Genomic DNA, 16,872 nt, shown 5'->3' with positions numbered 1-16,872 from the left:
CGACCGCGTCTCACGGCGAGCTCGCCGCTGTTACCTTTCCACGCTCCCACCCGATCCGAAGGAACCCGCACATGGACCCGCGCCAGGAGCTGGTCGACTACCTCACCCGCCAGCTCGTCGGTCCGGCCGGCGGTGACGACGAGGTGCTCGACGCACCGCCCGACCGGCAGTACCTGATGGGAACGCTCTACCCGCAACAGGCGGACCTCCAGCGCCAACTCGCCCACGCGGGCGACGACCCGGAGGGACCCGGGGCCGAGCAGGACGCTCCCGACGTGGACCCGGCCCCCGACCCGGTGCCCGAGACCAACAGCTGGCTGCCCGCTTCCCTCGGTATCAGCTTCTACACCGACGCCGCCCACATCGAGGTGAGCTGCGCCGCCGCTCACTACGAGACGCAGAGGAACGAACCCGGCCGCGGGCGGCGCTGGCAGCGCGTCCCCCTCCCGTCCGAGACTTACACGATCGGCCTCGACCGAGAGAAGGTACCCGTTCTCGACGGCCGCGCGAAGATCCAACTGACCCGCCGCTCCTACGGCGACGGCACGCTCATCACTGTGGCCCTGGTCAACGAAGCGCACCACGACGGCTCCGACGGCAAGGCGCCGAGCTGGGACGACATGCTGTTCCAGTGCCGGCTCACCGTCCGCCCCGCCGACGGTGCCGTGCTGCCCTACCCCAGCGTCCGGCTCGCCAGCCGCGACCCCGAGGAACGCGAACTGCGCCTGCAGTACCGGCACGTCGTCACCCATGCCGTCGGCCACGGCTGCGCCGTCCACGAGGACCGCGGTGAGGACGGCGGCGTCGAACTCCTCGCCTGTGAAGTCCTGCCGCGCGCCGAAGTCCCCGCCGTCCGGGCCGGTGGCCCGCTCGACGCCCCCGTGCTCACCATCTCCCACTTGGCCGACCCAGCCGTCAGCAGTGATCAACTCCGCGAGGAGCTCGCCGAGTTCGCCGCCTCGTACCACGCCTGGTATGTGGGCCAGCGGTCCGTCGAGGTGCCGCCGTGGGGGAGGGAGGCGGCAGACCGGATCCTCGACCGTATCCGCCAGGCCGTCATCCGCATCGAAGCGGGCGTACGCACCCTCTGCGACCCGGATCGCCCCGAACTCCTCGCTGCCTTCCGCATCGCCCAGCGCTCCATGCTGCTGCAGATGCGGCACTCCGCCCCCGACCAGGCAGGTCAGCGCCGCCACCGCTCGGACCCCGTGGCCCTCGATCCGTCCGTCGACCCGGAGGCCACCTGGCGCCCCTTCCAGCTGGCCTTCTTCCTCCTCGCCCTCGACGGCGTCGCCGACCCCGGCCACCGCGACCGCGGGACCACCGACCTGATCTGGTTCCCAACCGGCGGCGGCAAGACCGAGGCGTACCTGCTCCTCGCCGCCTTCGCCATCGCCCTGCGTCGGATCCGCGACGAAGGCGACGGAACCGCCGTGCTCAGCCGCTACACCCTCAGTCTGCTCACCACCCAGCAGTTCCAGCGCGCCGCCACAACGATCTGCGCCCTGGAGCACCTCCGCCGCACCGAACCCGGACTCGGTCTCGGCGACCGACCGATCACCATCGGCCTGTGGGTGGGGGAGAGCACCACTCCCAACAGCTTCCAGGCGGCCAAGGACGCCTTCGAGGAGCAGCGCGAGGCCAGCCACCCCGAGGACGTCTTCATCCTCGACCGCTGCCCCTGGTGCGGCACCCGCATCCTGCCGGCGACCCGGTCCAGCGTCCGCTCCGACTACGGAGTCCGCGCCGACACGGACGACTTCGCCTTCCACTGCACCCGTGACGAGTGCGCCTTCCACGACGTCCTGCCCGTCGCCGTCATCGACCAGCACCTCTACCGGGACCCGCCCACCTTCGTCCTCGGCACCGTCGACAAGTTCGCCCGGCTCGCCTGGGAACGCGACTCCGGCCGGCTCTTCGGCGCCGGCAACCCGCCCCCGTCCCTGATCATCCAGGACGAGCTGCACCTGCTCACCGGCCCGCTGGGCACCACGGTCGGCCTCTACGAAGCCGCAATCTTGGAACTGTGCACCGGCCCGGACGGCCGCCCGCCCAAGATTGTCGCGGCCACGGCCACCATCCGGCGCTCTGCCGAACAGGTCCGCGCCCTGCACCACCAGGACGTCCAGCTCTTCCCGCCGTCCGGACTCGACGCCCGCGACAGCTACTTCGCCGTCCCCGACACCGGCCGCCCCGGCCGTCTCTATCTCGGCGTCATGGCACAGGGCCACACCGCGGGTCGTGGTGCCGTCGCCACCACGGCGGCCATGCTCCAGGGCGTCCACCAGCTCGCCGAGGAGCACCGCGACGACTACTGGACACTCGTCGCCTACCACCACAGCCTGCGCGAACTCGGCCGCACCGTCACCGCGGCGGGCGACGACATCCCCGCCCAGCTCCGGGGACTGGACGAGGGGGCCGGCGTCCGCACGCTCGGTGGCGGCGACGTACAGCAACTGGACAGCACCGTGCCGCGCGCCGAGCAGCCCATTCTCCTCGACCACCTCGAAAAGCCCTGGACAGACCCCCGGTCGGTGGCCTTCCTACCGTGCACCAACATGCTCTCCGTCGGCGTCGACGTGAAGCGGCTCGCCTACATGCTCATGCAGGGCCAGCCCAAGACCACCGCCGAGTACATCCAGGCCACCAGCCGCGTCGGCCGCCACCGGGTGCCCGGGCTCGTCGTCACCTACTTCAACGCCACCCGCCCGCGCGACCGGTCCCACTACGAGACCTTCAACGACTACCACCGGGCCCTCTACCGGTATGTCGAACCCGCCAGCATCACCCCGTGGTCCCTGCCCGCCCGCCGCCGCGCCCTGCACGCCGCGCTCGTCGTTCTTGTGCGCCACCGAGTCGGCCTGGCCGCCGAGAACCAGGCCGGACGGATCACCCGCCACAAGGAAGAGGCCGGACGGATCGCCGACGCCCTCGCCGGGCGCGCCGCGATCGCAGAGCGCGGCGCCACGGGAGCCGACGCCGACGCCGTACGCGCCGAGGTCCGCACGGAACTCGGCTACCTCCTGGACGTCTGGTACCGGCAGGCCGAGACGGCCGCGGCCGAGGGCAAGGACCTCCACTACCGCAGCCAGGGCAAGGGCCAGTACAACCTGCTCAAGGCCTTCGAGCAGCGCTACGGGCTGTGGGAGACCCTCAATTCCATGCGCAGCGTCGACCGCGAGTGCCAGATCACCGTGACGGGAGCAGGAAAGTGACGCGCAAACTCCGGGTCCGCCAGGCGCAGACCGTGCTGCCGTTCGGCGTCGGCGCCGTCCTCGACGTCCAGGGCGAGTCCTTCGTCGCCGCAGGCATCGAGAACTGGCCGGATCTCAAGACCCCCATCGCCTCCGAGCGGCTCGCCGCCCGCCTCGGCGTCAAGGGCTTCTTCGCCGCGCCCCACACCCTCAACGACCTCTACGACCGGCCCGACCGCCCCGGCGTCCCCTACGTCCGCTTCCCCGGCTGGCTGTTCTGCGGCTCCTGCCGTGCCATGGTCCGCTTCCTGCGCGAGCACGAGAAGCCCGGCGAGCCGCCCGTCTGCACGTCCTGCGCCGCCGCACCACGCCTCACCCCCATGCGGTTCGTCCGCATCTGTGCGGACGGGCACCTCGACGACGTCGACTGGTGGTACTGGGCCCACTCCAAGCTCGCGCCCGAACTGCGGACCTCCTGCTCCGAGGCGGAGCACGCCTGGAAGGCGGGCCGGCTCAGCTTCCGCGTCGCCGACCGCGCCTCCGGACTCGAAGCGCTCTCGGTGCGCTGCGGAGCGACCCGGCAGGACGGCAAGCCGTGCGGCGCCGAGCGCGACCTGCTCGACATCCTCGGCCCCCAGGGCGGACGCTGCGCGGGCCGCAATCCCTGGCAGCGACCGAACGGGAAGGCCACCTGCGGCCAGCAGGTCCACATCGTGCAGCGCACCGCCGGCAACGTCTACTACCCGGCCGTGTACTCAGCCCTCGACATCCCCCGGTCCGCCGAGCCCCCGCGGGCGCAGCAGGACGCGGCGGAGGCCGTCCTCGGCCACGACTACTGGACGATCCTGCTCGACGCGGTCGGTACGCCCCGGGCCGAGACCTTCCGCAACCTGATCAAGGAGGACACAGAGGCTCCCGACAGCCTCATCGACCAGCTCGTCGCGGAGGCCACGGGGTCCCCTGCCGCGCCGCCGCCCACCGACCGGCCGGAGGCCGAGAAGGTCGACCTGAGCCGTGACGAGTGGTACGCCTTCGACGCCGTCGAACTCCCGGAGGCCACGAAGGAGTTCACAATCCGCCGCGGTGGACTCGGCCTCGACGGTGAGACCGAGGAGCCCTGGGCCACTCTCGACGTGCACGTCGACGGCGTCGTCCTCGCCGACCGCCTCCGCGAGGTGCGGGCACTGACCGGGTTCCGCCGCCACTCCCCGGGCGGCACTCTCGTACCCGCCGACACCAGCGGGCGCCTGCGCTGGCTGCCCGCGACCGAGGTCTACGGCGAGGGCATCGTCCTCACCCTTGACGAACAGCGCCTGACTGCCTGGGAGGACGACTCTTGCGTCCAGGCCCACGTCCACGGTGTCCGTACCGACCTCGACGGCTCGTTCCGCGCAGACCAGCTCGCCGAGACCGCCGGGAGCGAACTCTCCCCCCGCTTCCTCCTCCTGCACACCCTCGCCCACCTGCTCATCCGCCAGCTCTCCTTCGACTCCGGCTACACCACCGCCAGCCTGCGCGAGCGCGTGTACGGCCGTCCCGAGTACGGCCAGCGCGGCCTGCTGATCTACACGGCCGCCGACGACGCGGAAGGCACCCTCGGCGGCCTGGTCCGGCAGGGCGAGGCCCCGCACTTCGCCGAGACGCTCGTCCGGATGCTGGAGGCGGCCGCCTGGTGCTCGGCCGACCCGCTGTGCGCCGAGCACACCGGCCAGGGCTTCGGCAACCTCAACCGGGCCGCCTGCCACGCCTGCACCCTGCTGCCTGAGACGAGCTGCCAGACCGGCAACACCCTCCTCGACCGCGCCCTGGTCGTCGGATCCGCCCGGGTCCCCGGCTACTTCACCGATGTCCTCACCGCCAGCCGCGAGTACGCGGCCGCCACCGCCCTGGGACGACGCCCATGACTCCTGTGAACGCACCGGTTCTCCACCCCGACCTCACCCCGGCCCAGCGCGGCTGCCTGGACGACCTGCCGCTGACCGGCCATCACGTCGTCAGCGGCCCGCCCGGCAGCGGCAAGAGCCTGCTCGCCGCGCACCGCGCCGTTCACCTCGCCCTCACCGGCCGCCCCACCCTGCTGCTGTCCCGCTCCAACCTCCTGCGCCAGCTCCTGCACGGCACGCTCGAAGGCCTCACGGTGCCCGGCGCGCCCGTCGAGGCCGCCACGGTCCATGGCTGGGTCATTCGCCGCTTCGGCCGTGACGCACCGCGCACCGAGGACGGCTGGTTCGACTGGACGGCCCTCACCCACCAGGCCGCCGCCCCCCTCGGAGGGAACGCCGACGCCAGACCCCACCTCGTTGTCGATGAGGGGCAGGACGTGCCGCCGGGCTTCTACCGGATGGTCCGCCTCGCTTCCGCTTCCGTCACGGTGTTCGCCGACGAGTGCCAGCGCCTCACCGAGACGAACTCCACCCTCACCGAGATCACTGACGCCCTCGGCCGCGCCGCGGGCCGGGTCGAGATCGCCGGCAACCACCGCAACACCCGCGAGATCGCCTCCCTCGCCGAACACTTCCGCACCGGCGGCCCCGGCCCAGAGATGCCCGTGCGCAGCGGCACCCTGCCCGTGATCCGCCACTACTCCGGCAACCAGGACCTCGCCGAGGACATCACCACCATGGCGGCCCGGCAGCCGAAGCACCGCATCGGCGTCATCGTCAGCTCCCTGCGCACCGCGGCCGACCTGATGCGGCGCCTGGAACGGGCCGGCCTCGCCCACGAACCCCAGCTCTACAGCTCGGCGGCCTCCGCCGGCCGCTACCGTGACCTGGACCTCGCTCGCCCCGGCGTCGTCCTCGTCCACCGGGCCAGTGCCAAGGGCCTCGACTTCGACACCGTCGTCATCGCCGACACCGAGACCGACTCCGACACGGACCCCACGGCCGCGGCCCTCCGCATGGCCTACTACGTCATGATCACCCGAGCCCGTGAGCGGCTGGTCCTGGGCTGGCAGGGCAGCCGGTTGCCGCGCCACCTGGAGGGATTGCATGGGTGGGCGCAGACGCGTTGATGGCGCGACTGCGGCCACGAGCGTGCGATGACCGTCCGCGACCGATGATCCGAGCGAGTGCTCGGCCCCCGGCCCACGGTCGTGGGTATTTTCGTCCGCCCCGATCGACTGGTCGAGGAAGTGACGGATCGCATTTCGGAATTGATGTATTCACCCGCACCGCCGACGTCTGCTTCAGACGTGACCCCATACCGACGCCCTCGAGGCGCTCGCTATCCGAGAGGACAAGAACTTCGATGGCCAAGACCGACGACGCCAAGAACCTGCTCCAGCAGGTTCTCGATAAGGCGTTGCTCACCCAGCAGCCGCTGGCGAAGAGAAACGTCGAGCGCCTGCGGCGAGTCCGTCCCGGTGACACTCCACAGGAGTTGATCCGCCGGTTGGACCGTTACTACCTTGCCGGCGTCACCGCTTCCGGAGGAGCGTCCGGCGCGGCTGGGATCGTGCCCGGCGCCGGGATCCCGACGGCTCTGGCCGATGTCATGCTCTTCACCGAAGCGTCAGTGCTTTACACGCTGTCGCTGGCCGAGGTTCATGGCATGCATCCGGAGGACCTCGAGCGCCGCAGGCTCCTGGTCCTGACCGTCCTCCTCGGCGACGGAGCGGTGAGGGCTCTGGACAAAGCCGTCGGACGCACCGGTCCCTATTGGGCACGGCGCATCGTCGGTGCGATCCCCATGAGCGCGATCAACCGGGCCAACAAGGTGCTGGGCCCGCGGTTCATCACCAAGTACGGGACCAAGCAAGGGGTCCTGGTCCTGAGTAAGCAGGTGCCACTCGGTGTCGGTGCCGCGCTCGGCGCCGGCGGCAACCACGTCTTCGGGCGACTGACGATCAAGTCCGCACGTACCATCTTCGGACAGCCCCCATCGAGTTGGGCCGACGATGATCGTGGGGACGAGGTGCCCTTCGGTCCTGGCTCGGCGAATTCGACTCCGTGACCTTGGTTTCCGGACGGACGGATCAGGAGGACTCCCGGCGCGCCGCGATGAGAGAACTGGTCAGGACGTTCCGGACATGAAGATCCGCGGGCTCCTTGAGTCTTGTTTCGCACGGCATTCGTCTCACGCGTCCACCGGAGGATTCGAAGTTGAGGCAGATCGACACCCGTCTCATCCAGACCGCGGTCATCGGGGGCCGCGACTCGGACCAGCCGGTGATCCTTCCTGAACAGCCGCACAATCTCGATGAGTTCCTCCGCCAGTTCGGGAGGGACGACTTCTGGTGCGGCACGCTTCTCGGCGGCTGCGGAGAACCGCTGCGGCCCAAGCGGTATGTGACGAAGGTCTGCCACTTCGCCCACGAACCCGACCCCGGCCGTGGGGAATGCCACCGGACCACCCACAGCGCGGACGGCGCCGACCACTTGTTCATCAAGGCCCATGTCACTCGCTGGCTGGCCGCGCAGGGGCATGCGGCTCAGGGCGAGTTGCGCAGCTTCGGGCATTGCCAGGGTGACGCCGTGGACTTCTGGCTGCGTCCCACGAAAACGCACCTCCGGTTCGAGCTCCACCCGGAGGACTACCGGAGCTGGCGCAAGGCGGCGGACAGCCTGGGCGCGAAGGAAGGCCGTATCGAGTGGGTCTTCGGCCGGGACGACGCGCTTGCACGCGACATGGTGGCGCGCCGGGGGTACGCGCTGCTCGTACGGTGCGAGACCGAGGGCAATGACCGTCATGTGTTCATCGGCACCGTGACCGACGGGAAGAAGACGGGCTGGGACCCCCTGGAACACTGTCGGATGACCGACAGCGGCCTCGTCACGCCCGAACTCGAGGAGCTGCGAGCCAAGGGAGCGGTCCGCGACGACGGCATCGGCTGCGAGCCGCTTCCCAGCAGTGTGTCCCTTCCCAGCGGACAGGTCGTGTTCGCGGTGGACACAGAAGCTGCACCCCTGTCCTCGTCGCCGTTGGACGTGCCGGGCAGGCGCCTGATTCCCGGCTTCGTCAAGCCGACGGGAAGCCGCATCGTCCGGGCCTGTCTGTCCCTGCCCGAGACGGTGCAGGCTCCCACGGACCAGTACGTCTACCGTCTCGTGGGCTCGGTCCGGCTGCTGGTCACGGACGTCGTCGAGGGAAACGGTTCCTCGTGGGCGGTCCGGGCCGACACCCTGATGCCGCTCAACGGCCTGGAGGCGGAGCGCACCGGACTGTGGCGTCCCAGCGTCGCGCTCGACGCGAGGCACGTCCCGGCGCCTCGTGCCTCCCGCGTTCGCGAGCGGACCCCGCTTACCGAACCCGTGCCCAGCGTGCCGGAAGCGCCGGAAACCACATCGGGGCAGACAGCCGACGTGCTCAGGAAAGTGCTGGAGGAGGTCGCGGCGAAGGGCGCCACGATCACGTGGAGCGAGCTGACCGTGCGCACCGGAATGCCGCTGTATGACCTGCCGAACCCCAAGCGCCGGGATCTGCTGGTCGAGGTGGACAAGCCGCGGGTCCCTGACCGCCCGTTGCTGAGCGTCCTGGTCGTCACTCACTTGGGCAGGCCCCTTCATTACCTGGACCAGGTGCTGCGCGGACTCGGGGCCGCCGAGCCGGCTTCGGAGTTCGCTCTGCAGCAGTGGGCGGCAGCCGAGACCAGGAAGACGCACGAGGCGTACGGGAGCCGGCCGACACGCGTGCCGACCGCTCCGCCGTCCGGCACGAACCGGTCGGCCGCCAAGGAGCAGGCACCCTTCGAGAGCGACCTGCGTCAGGCACGCCAAAAGCGTGCGGAGATACGGGAAAAGCTGGAAGAGGCGGCGAAGACCCGAGCCCGGACGAAGGGGGCGCGCGTCCAGCGCCTGTCACAGGCGATTCAACAAGGGCAGGCACATTTCCAGCGGTACGAAGAGGTCTGCTCCCGCAAGCGGGCTCTCCGCGCCTGGCTGGGGGAGGGCGACCGCGTCCTGGACCTCCTCGACCGTCTGATCGGCCGCCCCATCACCGTCACCTACGCCAAGACGGAGCCTCGGACCGTTTCTCCCGAACCGAAGCCGGTCAAGGTCCTCGAACCGAAGCCGGCCGAGAACAAGGATCCGCTCCTCAGGAAGATTTGTCGCCTGCTCGGTGAACTGAGTCAGACCCATAGAAATCGGCCCACCCAGGACCTGGTGCGGCTGCTTGAGGAGATCGAGAAGCATTGCGTTCAGTTCGCCCAGCCACTGCCGGTCGCGCAGGCCAAGCAGCTCAGGCGGTGGCGACGCGTACTGGAGAACCGGGTGTCCGCCGAGCGCTCCGCCCGGGCCGCGGCCGCCTCGCGGAACGCGTCGTCGGGAGCAGGCCGCACCGCCGAGCCACCGCAGGACGACCGCCTGCCGGCCGAGAGGATCGGCAAGTCGGCCATCACGGTCCGCGGCATCCTCGAGGAACTGGCCCGCGCTGACGGCACTCCCTTGAGCTGGGGCGACCTCCGTCTCAGGGCAGGTGGGCAGTTTCCGTTCCTGCACCCCGACGACCAGGTCGCGTTGCTCGTCGCGGTGGACCGGGACACACCGGTCGACGAGCCGCTCCTGTCCACGCTGGTCGATCATTCCGTCGCCGCCCCGCACCGGCTCTATCGTCAGGTGCGCCTCGGCCTCGGCCGGGAGCCGGTCCCTGACACGGAGCTTGAGGCTCATCGGGCCATGGAGGCCCTGCGGTTGCGGCAGATCTGGCGTTACCGGCGGTGAGCGGGTCGGGGTTCCGGCGTTCGTGACGGGGTGGTGCGAAGCGGTGTGCGTCACCCGTCGGCTGAAGGGGTCGCACGGGGCGCAGACGCGGTGACGACGCGACGGAAGGTGCAGGCGTGCGAGGAAGCCGGCCTGGTTCCGGGACGGTCCGATGTGGATCGAGTGACACTCGGGTGCTGTGATTCGGCTATACGGTTCTGCTGGGACGTCAGTTGTGGGCTGACGTGGGGATGAGTCAGGGGGGACGATGATCGACTACCGCAAGAAGGCAGCCGTTCCGGTGTGGACGCTGGCGACAGGTGACGTCCAGGTGCCGGCGGTGGCCGGGGGTGGGCCGATGACGGCTGAGCGTCTGGCCGAACTGCGCGGTGCGCTGGCCGCGTTGGCCGACCGGCCGATCGCCACGCTCGAGGTGCATCCGCTGCCGGACAAGCTCGACCGCGGCCGGGGCATCTCGCTCGATGCCGCGAGTCCGCTGGCACAGCACCTGTCGCAGCTGATCACACAGTCGGCGCGCGGTTCCGCCGCGGCGGCCAAGGCGACGGCTGCCGGCGAGGGGCTGTACCGCATGGTGGTTCCGGCGAAGGTCGCCAAGCAGTTGGGGCAGGGCATTGTTCGCCCCATGGTGCCGAAGGGGGCGACCGGTTGCTTCTACGGCACCTTCGTGAATTCGACGACGGGCAAGATCGTCGCCAACCCGACGTTCGTGCGGGTCGAAGGAGCGGCAGCGGCGGGCACGGTCGGCGGGGCCGGTGCGACCGCCGGTGCCGCGGCCGCCGGGGGCACGCTGCTCACCGTGGCCGCTCCGCTCGTGCTCATGGCCGTGGCGGTCGGGGTGAGCGCGCATGCCGACGCCAAGCGGCAGGAGGCCATCGCGCACATCACGGAACTGCTGGAGCAGCTTCAGGCGGACAAGCTCGACGACGAGCACAGCGCGCTCAACGGCTGCCGTCCCGCCATCGACAAGGCCACGGCCATCCTGCTCGACCAGGGCAAGCTCGGTGTCTCGCTGGGACTCGACTCGGCGGTGCACGCCATCGACACGGCACTGAGCAAGGCTGACATCCGCCTGGCCCGGTGGACGAGCGCGCTCGACCGGCTTCCCGACGGTGAGCCCGTCGAGATCGGCACGTTGACCGAGTCGTTCCCCGGTGTGGACGAACAGGGTGGCACGTTCCGCACCTACCTCGAACTGGCAGCCCTGGCCATCGCGTTGAAGCGGCGTGTCAACGTCCTCCAGGCGGTCGAGCAGGCCCAGAGCGAGCCCGACAACCTGTTCGAGAACTTCACCCGCGCGCTGAGGAGCGACGAGCAGCGCCTCGACGAGCTGGAGAAGGGCCTTGCCGGTGTCCTGCTGCGCCTGTCGGCGTTGGAGCTGGCCCGCCCGAAGAGTGTGCGTCCCGTCCTGACGACCGGTGAGGTCGACCGGCTGATGCGCACGGCGTACCAGCTCCGTGGGCTGGGCGACGGCGTCGCGGTCAACGGCCGCCCGACGGATGTGGCGATCGAGATCGCCCGCGAAAGGGACGGCTCGGTGGTCGTTTTCCCCGCGTTGCCCGCGGAGGCGTAGGCGCGCGGGCTTCCGCTCTCCTCGGTCGACACCCTCACCCGTCGGCCGGTGTCGTCAGCACCGCCCGGACGGTCTTGCCGCCGGGCGGGTGGGGGACGCAGTCCCAGTGGTCGGCGAGGGCGGTGACGAGTGCCAGGCCGCGCCCGCCGAGGGGGAGCGCGCCGGGCCCGTCCTCCGCCGGGGCCGGCCACGGCCACAGGTCCCCGCGGGCGTCCGTGACCTCGACGCGCAGACGGCCGGCCGCCGGGTCGAGGGCGAGGGTGAGCCGGAAGCAGCGGCCGGGCACGCGGCCGTGCAGGACGGCGTTGGCGGCGAGTTCCGCGACGACGAGTTCGGCACGTTCCGTGAGGTCCTGCGAGGCGCCCCGGGAGCGCAGTTCGGTCACGGCGAGGAGCCGGGCGAGACGGGCGCCGCGCCGCGTGGACGACAGCAGCTGGGTGAAGGTGCTGGCGGGGGCGCCCACTGGGGATGTTGCGTGGTTCATGCCGTCAGACTGGCGGCCGGGTGGGGGCGGGGGCGAGTGCCGCGCCCCGTACGCGGGGTGACCGTACGGCGGCGGAGAGGAGTCGGCGCGCTTGCGGAACGGGCACGTGCGAGGGGTTGGGGGCCGGGCCGTGAACCGAGCGGGCCGCACCCCGGAGTGGGGTGCGGCCGGGTGTGCGCTTCTGGTGTCAGGTGGCCGAGGGCCCGGGGTTCCTCGGCTCTTGGCTGGGGACCGCGGTGCGCTCGGGGCTCTGGGCGGGAGCGGGGACGCGGTCCGTGGCGGAGGGCCTGGCGAAGATCTCGTCGAGGGTGGTGGCGTCGATGGCGCGGTCGAACCAGAGATCCAGGAGCGGCACGTCCGTGCAGGTGGTGATGCGCTGTCGGGTCTCTTCCGTCAGCGAGAAGCCGCGGCGCTCCATCAGGTGCAGCAACTGCTCGGCCTTTCCGGCCGCACGTCCTTCCCTGAATCCCTCCCTGAATCCCTCCTTGAACCCTTCTTCCTGTCCTGCGAGGCGGGCGTCGCCCACGATGGTGCCTGGCCTGGGGGTGAAGAGGGTCTGCATCAGGTTCCTCCAGATGTTCCGGGGATGTGTTCGCTGCCCAAGCCGTTCTCGATCGGTCCCGCCACGTCGTCCCGCGCTTCGCGGCCCGTGTCCTGGGCCAATGCCTCGCTCACTACCAAGCCGTGCAGGGTGTCTTGACATCCTCCCCGTCCTGAAGGACGGGGATTCCTGGCTCACGTTGGCTGGGGACCAGCGGTCCTCCAGCTCTTACACGATCAGCACCAGCCGGGTTGAGACCAGCCCGGACCAGCATCACACGCGCGGAGTTCTTGTCCCGAGGGGAGACGACTCCGCACGCGGTGCAGGTGTAGGTACGTTCCGAAAGAGGAAGTGCGTGCTTGGTTCTCGCTCCGCACGACGCGCAGTCCATGGTGGTGTGCGCGGGATGCACGAGACGCACATCGCGTCCGTGCTTGCGGCCCATCTCGATCAGGGCCGTCTTCGTGGCGCCGATCGCGGCGTCGGCGGCCTTGCGGGCCATGGTGGTCTTGGCTAGGAACTTCGGCTTGAAGTCCTCGACGGCGATGGCGTCGTGGTCCCGGACCACGTGTTTGGCCCACTTGCGGGCGGTGTCCTGCCGCTGCCGGGCCACCTTCTTGTGTACCTTCGCGGTCTGCGCCTGGGCCTTCCGGTAGCCGTTGGATGCGGCCTGCCCGCGCGCGGGGCGGCGGCGGGCCATCATCCGCTGGTAGCGGGCGAGACGCTGCGCCGCGCGCTTGCCGCGCTCGGCGTGGGGCAGGTCGTGGGCGTCGGATGTGGTGGTGGCGGTCTCCTTGACGCCCCAGTCCACACCGAGCACACGGCCCGTGGTGGGGAGCGGCTGGGTCCCGGTCGCGACGACAAACGACGCGTACCAGTGCCCCAGGCTGTCCTGGTATACGCGCACCGAGGAGGGTGCGGCGGGCAGTTCGCGGGACCACACGACTGTCAGGGCGATGCCGCCCGCCAGGTGCAGGCGGCCGTCCTTCAGGCGGAACCCGCGCACGGTGTAATTCAGCGTGGGCAGCGCGTTCCGCTTGCGCTTGATGCGGGGCATCCCGGCGCGCTGCCGGACCGGCAGCTTCGCCTTGATGTCCTTCATCGCCTTGGCGCGGGACTTGGCGAAGTCGCGGATGGTCTGCTGCTGCGGTACCGAGGCGCCCTGACGCAGCCACGTCATGGCGTTGCGGGCCGCGGTCAGCATCTTGTCGAGCTGGGCCGGGCCGCACGTCGCCTTCTCGGCTGCGTCGCGATTCAGCGCGTGGAGCTTGCGGGACATGGCTACGCACTCGTTCCAGATCCACCGGCAGCGCGCCCACTCGGCCATCAGGCCCGTGTGGGCGGTCGACGACACACGGAGACGGTAGGTGTACCGGGCATGCCCGGCATCCTCCGAAGCCTTCTGTTGTGTCGTCATGGTGTCATTTTGACACTTGTTCACCACTTGAAATCCACTACTCTGTGGTCATGGATGAAGAGAAGCGAATCACGCTCCGCCTGCCCGCCGACCTGCATGCGTGGCTGGCCGCTCAGGCCAAGTCCGCCCGCAGGTCCCTCAACTCCGAGATCGTCTACCGGTTGGAGGTTGAGCGCGCCACCGCCGTGGCTGACGCCGAATCGCCCTGACGGCGATTCGGCGATTCCTGCCCTGCTCCGCAGGAGTCTGACTCTCCCCCGCAAGCGGGAGGTACCCCCACCCCGGCCTGAAGGCCGGGGCGTCCTCGGAGGAATCCGGTGACTGACGTTGGGCATGGCGTGAAACTATGCGCGATGCGAGAACATGCGTTGGGTTTTGGGATGTGATCACCCGTTTGGTGGAGTTCTCTGAGGTTGGCTGACGCCGAGGCGTGCGGTCAGGGCGGGGACGAGTGCCGAGTCTGTTCTATGTGCACGGGCAGGGCAGTTCGGGCATAGTGCGGTTCGGGGAGCAGGTCACCACGGCCAGGGAGAGGTACGAGGGGCGTTCGAGGTAGTGGCCGTACGACACGTCGGCGCCCGAGCGCAGTCGTTCGGCGGCGGCGTCCACCAGCCGGGCCAGGCGCGCGGTGTCCCGGTCGGCCTCCGCCGCGAACCGCGGGGTGTACTCGGCCAGCCGCTCACCGAGCCAGGCCGCCGCCTCCTTCGCCTCGTCCCAGGTGCCCCGTACCAGTGAGCGGGGCTTGACGAGCCAGTACGCCGTCTCCAGGGGCGGGAGGTCCGACGTCCGGAACTCCGCGGCCGCCTGGCGGTAACGCTCGACCAGTTCCGGCCTGCTCCCGGCCGGGGGCGGCTCGGGGTGCGGGGGCCGCCGCAGGGCCTCGTCGTCGAAGCGCGCCTTCGGGCCGGTCCAGAGGTAGGCGTGGTGGTGCACGAGCCGTTCCCGTCTCGAGGAGCGCCGGCCGGACGCGGGGAGGGACCCGGTCCGGCCGGCGGCGGGGAGGGGAGGGGGAGGAGGGTCAGACGCCGAGGCCGAAGCGCGCCGGGTCGATACCGGCGGCGTCCAGCTCCTGCGTGGTGAACCGCAGCGGCTGCGCGTCCGGCCGCTTGCTGTCGCCCAGGGCCCAGGCGTTCTCACCGATCCGGGCCAGCGTCACGCATCCCTCGGTGCAGGGGCCGCCGCAGGCCTTCGTGAACGAGGCCCCGCCGATGTCGAGCGCGTACAGGTTGGTTCCGTTCTGCATGACTGCACCTTCCAGCTCGTCTGAACGCGGCCAGGACCGGCCGCCGCCCGCTCTGGGCGGGAGTTCACGGGAGGGGAGATGGCCGCCCAGGTGTTTCCGCCAGTGAGCGGCGGACGCGGACGGTTTCTCCTGGCTCTCCGTGACCTCAGAGTGGCGGTCGGACGGGGCGGGGACGAGTGTGGCACCCCGTACGCTGAGTCAGCGTACGGACACGAAGAGTGGGCGGTACGTCTGATTGTCCGTCAGGCTGGAGGTGAACGCGGGCGGCGTGAGGAGCCGTCGCGGTGAGGTACGGAGCGGAGGAAAGGGCGGCGGATGGACGTGGTCGGAGTCGAGGGGGAGGCGGCCGGGGGCGCCGGTGCGCGGGTGGCTCCGGCGGGGGAGTGGGAGCGGGAACCGCATCCGTCGGACAGCCTGCGCACGTTTGGTGCGTTCGTCCAGGCGCTGCGCGAGCACGCGGGGCTCAGCCGGGTCGACCTCGGCGCCCGGGTCCAGTACTCCAAACACACCGTGGAGTCGGTGGAGTTGGGCCGCCGGATGCCGGACGAGGCGTTCGTGGAGCAGGCGGAGGAGGCACTGGGCAACACGGGTGCGCTGCGGAAGGCGGCACGGCATCTGACGCGGGGGGAGGCGGGGCTTGCGGCGTGGTTCCGGCGGTGGGCGCGGCTGGAGCGGGAAGCGGTGAGTCTGTGCACGTACGAGTGCCGACTGGTGCCGGGGTTGTTGCAGTCGGAGGCGTATGCGCGGGCGGTGTTCGACAACAGCATCCCGTTGCTGACTGATGAGCAACGAGAGGCCCAGGTCGTCGCACGGATGGAGCGGCAGACGATGATGAGGGAGCGGCCGACCGTGCCGTTCGGCTTCATCGTGGAGGAATCGGTTTTCCGGCGCGGGCTGGGTGGGGTGCAAGTCCAGGCGAACATGCTGGACCATGTGCTTGAGCTCACTGCGCCGCGCAACGTGACGCTTCAAGTGGTGCCGTTGGCATTGGAGTTCCACGGGTGCCTGGACGGGCCTATGCGGATCTTGGAAACCCCGGAGGGACGTCGAGTTGGCTACTCCGAGGGGCAGCAGAACGGACGGTTGATCTCCGACGCGAAAGAGATGAGTCTGCTCTGCCGACGCTATGACACACTGCGCTCGCAGGCCCTGAACCCCAAGGAATCCCGGGACCTGCTGGAGCGACTGCGAGGAGAGCTATGAGCAGCGGTATGTCGGAACTCGCCTGGTTCAAGTCCAGCTACAGCGGCACCCAGGGCGACGACTGCGTGGAGGTCGCGATCGCGGAACAGGCCGTCCACGTACGGGACTCCAAGGACGTGACCCGCCCGGCCTTCGCCGTCGGCCGTGAGGGCTGGGGGCAGTTCGTGCGGTTCGCGTCGGAGTGCTGAGCGACTTGAGTGCGTGCCGTCCGCTGAAGTAGCGGGCGGCACGCACTCACCGCGTTCGAGGGCCCTTGGTCTCATCCGTGGGGCCGTAGCCGAGGGCGGCGCGGTTGATGAAACGGTCACCGAGGTCGCGCACGGGCGCGGGCTTCGGCTTCTGCACAGCGTTTTCGCCGTGGACTTCTTCGGGGCAGGCTTCTTGCCGCCCGCACGCCCGGCCGGTGCCGCCTTGGCCCGCTTGGCTTTCTGCGCGGCCGGGGGAGGTGACCTGGGCTGTTCGGACCACGGCGTGGGGGGGGGGGGGGGGCGGCGCCCCCCCCCCCCCCCCCCCCCCCCCCCCCCCGGCCCCCCGGGCCCCCCGCCCCCCCCCCCCGGG

At 70.5% G+C, this 16,872-nt stretch carries 14 protein-coding genes; 9 read left to right on the top strand and 5 right to left on the bottom strand.

The genetic code is table 11. The annotated features are described in order from the left end of the window. The first annotated feature begins 71 nt into the window (after positions 1-71). From AB0I73_RS16615 to AB0I73_RS16590, 6 genes are all read left to right on the top strand, one after another. Positions 72-3,215 (top strand): helicase-related protein, encoded by a 3,144-nt coding sequence (locus AB0I73_RS16615; RefSeq protein ID WP_363037923.1) that lies wholly within the window; start codon positions 72-74, stop codon positions 3,213-3,215. Continuing rightward, positions 3,212-5,098 (top strand): DUF1998 domain-containing protein, encoded by a 1,887-nt coding sequence (locus AB0I73_RS16610; RefSeq protein ID WP_363037921.1) that lies wholly within the window; start codon positions 3,212-3,214, stop codon positions 5,096-5,098. The genes AB0I73_RS16615 and AB0I73_RS16610 overlap by 4 nt, the downstream gene beginning before the upstream one ends. After that, on the top strand, positions 5,095-6,207 hold the full coding sequence (locus tag AB0I73_RS16605; protein WP_363037919.1) for a hypothetical protein: 1,113 nt from the start codon (positions 5,095-5,097) through the stop codon (positions 6,205-6,207). Before AB0I73_RS16610 ends, AB0I73_RS16605 begins: the two co-directional genes overlap by 4 nt. Before the next feature lie 236 nt (positions 6,208-6,443). Next, positions 6,444-7,148 (top strand): hypothetical protein, encoded by a 705-nt coding sequence (locus tag AB0I73_RS16600; RefSeq protein ID WP_363037917.1) that lies wholly within the window; start codon positions 6,444-6,446, stop codon positions 7,146-7,148. A gap of 149 nt (positions 7,149-7,297) precedes the next feature. Then, positions 7,298-9,856 (top strand): hypothetical protein, encoded by a 2,559-nt coding sequence (locus AB0I73_RS16595; RefSeq protein ID WP_363037915.1) that lies wholly within the window; start codon positions 7,298-7,300, stop codon positions 9,854-9,856. Positions 9,857-10,103: 247 nt separating this feature from the next. Continuing rightward, entirely contained in the window at positions 10,104-11,426 is a 1,323-nt protein-coding gene (locus AB0I73_RS16590) for a hypothetical protein (RefSeq protein WP_363037913.1), read from the top strand. 34 nt (positions 11,427-11,460) lie between these two features. Here the strand turns inward: AB0I73_RS16590 and AB0I73_RS16585 are convergent, their stop codons facing one another. The 3 genes from AB0I73_RS16585 to AB0I73_RS16575 form a co-directional block, all read right to left on the bottom strand. Continuing rightward, a complete protein-coding gene (locus AB0I73_RS16585) occupies positions 11,461-11,910 on the bottom strand; it encodes an ATP-binding protein (protein ID WP_363037911.1) in 450 nt (149 codons plus the stop codon). Between the two features lie 187 nt (positions 11,911-12,097). Further along, a complete protein-coding gene (locus AB0I73_RS16580; protein ID WP_363037909.1) occupies positions 12,098-12,472 on the bottom strand; it encodes a hypothetical protein in 375 nt (124 codons plus the stop codon). 112 nt (positions 12,473-12,584) lie between these two features. Continuing rightward, positions 12,585-13,868: a transposase gene (locus tag AB0I73_RS16575; RefSeq protein WP_363037907.1), complete on the bottom strand. Its 1,284-nt coding sequence runs from the start codon at positions 13,866-13,868 to the stop codon at positions 12,585-12,587. 50 nt (positions 13,869-13,918) lie between these two features. On the opposite strand from AB0I73_RS16575, the gene AB0I73_RS16570 reads away from it, so the two are divergent. After that, positions 13,919-14,077 (top strand): toxin-antitoxin system HicB family antitoxin, encoded by a 159-nt coding sequence (locus tag AB0I73_RS16570; protein ID WP_363037905.1) that lies wholly within the window; start codon positions 13,919-13,921, stop codon positions 14,075-14,077. 256 nt (positions 14,078-14,333) lie between these two features. Here AB0I73_RS16570 and AB0I73_RS16565 read toward each other — a convergent pair whose 3' ends face one another. After that, positions 14,334-14,801, bottom strand: coding sequence for a hypothetical protein (locus AB0I73_RS16565; protein ID WP_363037903.1), 468 nt, complete (start codon positions 14,799-14,801; stop codon positions 14,334-14,336). Positions 14,802-14,886: 85 nt separating this feature from the next. After that, positions 14,887-15,111 (bottom strand): DUF397 domain-containing protein, encoded by a 225-nt coding sequence (locus AB0I73_RS16560; protein WP_363037901.1) that lies wholly within the window; start codon positions 15,109-15,111, stop codon positions 14,887-14,889. A gap of 315 nt (positions 15,112-15,426) precedes the next feature. On the opposite strand from AB0I73_RS16560, the gene AB0I73_RS16555 reads away from it, so the two are divergent. Continuing rightward, a complete protein-coding gene (locus tag AB0I73_RS16555) occupies positions 15,427-16,314 on the top strand; it encodes a helix-turn-helix transcriptional regulator (protein WP_363037899.1) in 888 nt (295 codons plus the stop codon). After that, entirely contained in the window at positions 16,311-16,502 is a 192-nt protein-coding gene (locus tag AB0I73_RS16550; protein WP_350849464.1) for a DUF397 domain-containing protein, read from the top strand. The genes AB0I73_RS16555 and AB0I73_RS16550 overlap by 4 nt, the downstream gene beginning before the upstream one ends. Positions 16,503-16,872 lie beyond the last annotated feature (370 nt).

The sequence above is a fragment of the Streptomyces sp. NPDC050388 genome (assembly GCF_040655635.1).
Classification (GTDB): domain Bacteria; phylum Actinomycetota; class Actinomycetes; order Streptomycetales; family Streptomycetaceae; genus Streptomyces.
The sequence above is the reverse complement of the archived record's forward strand: the minus strand, read 5'-3'. Positions and strand labels throughout refer to the sequence as shown.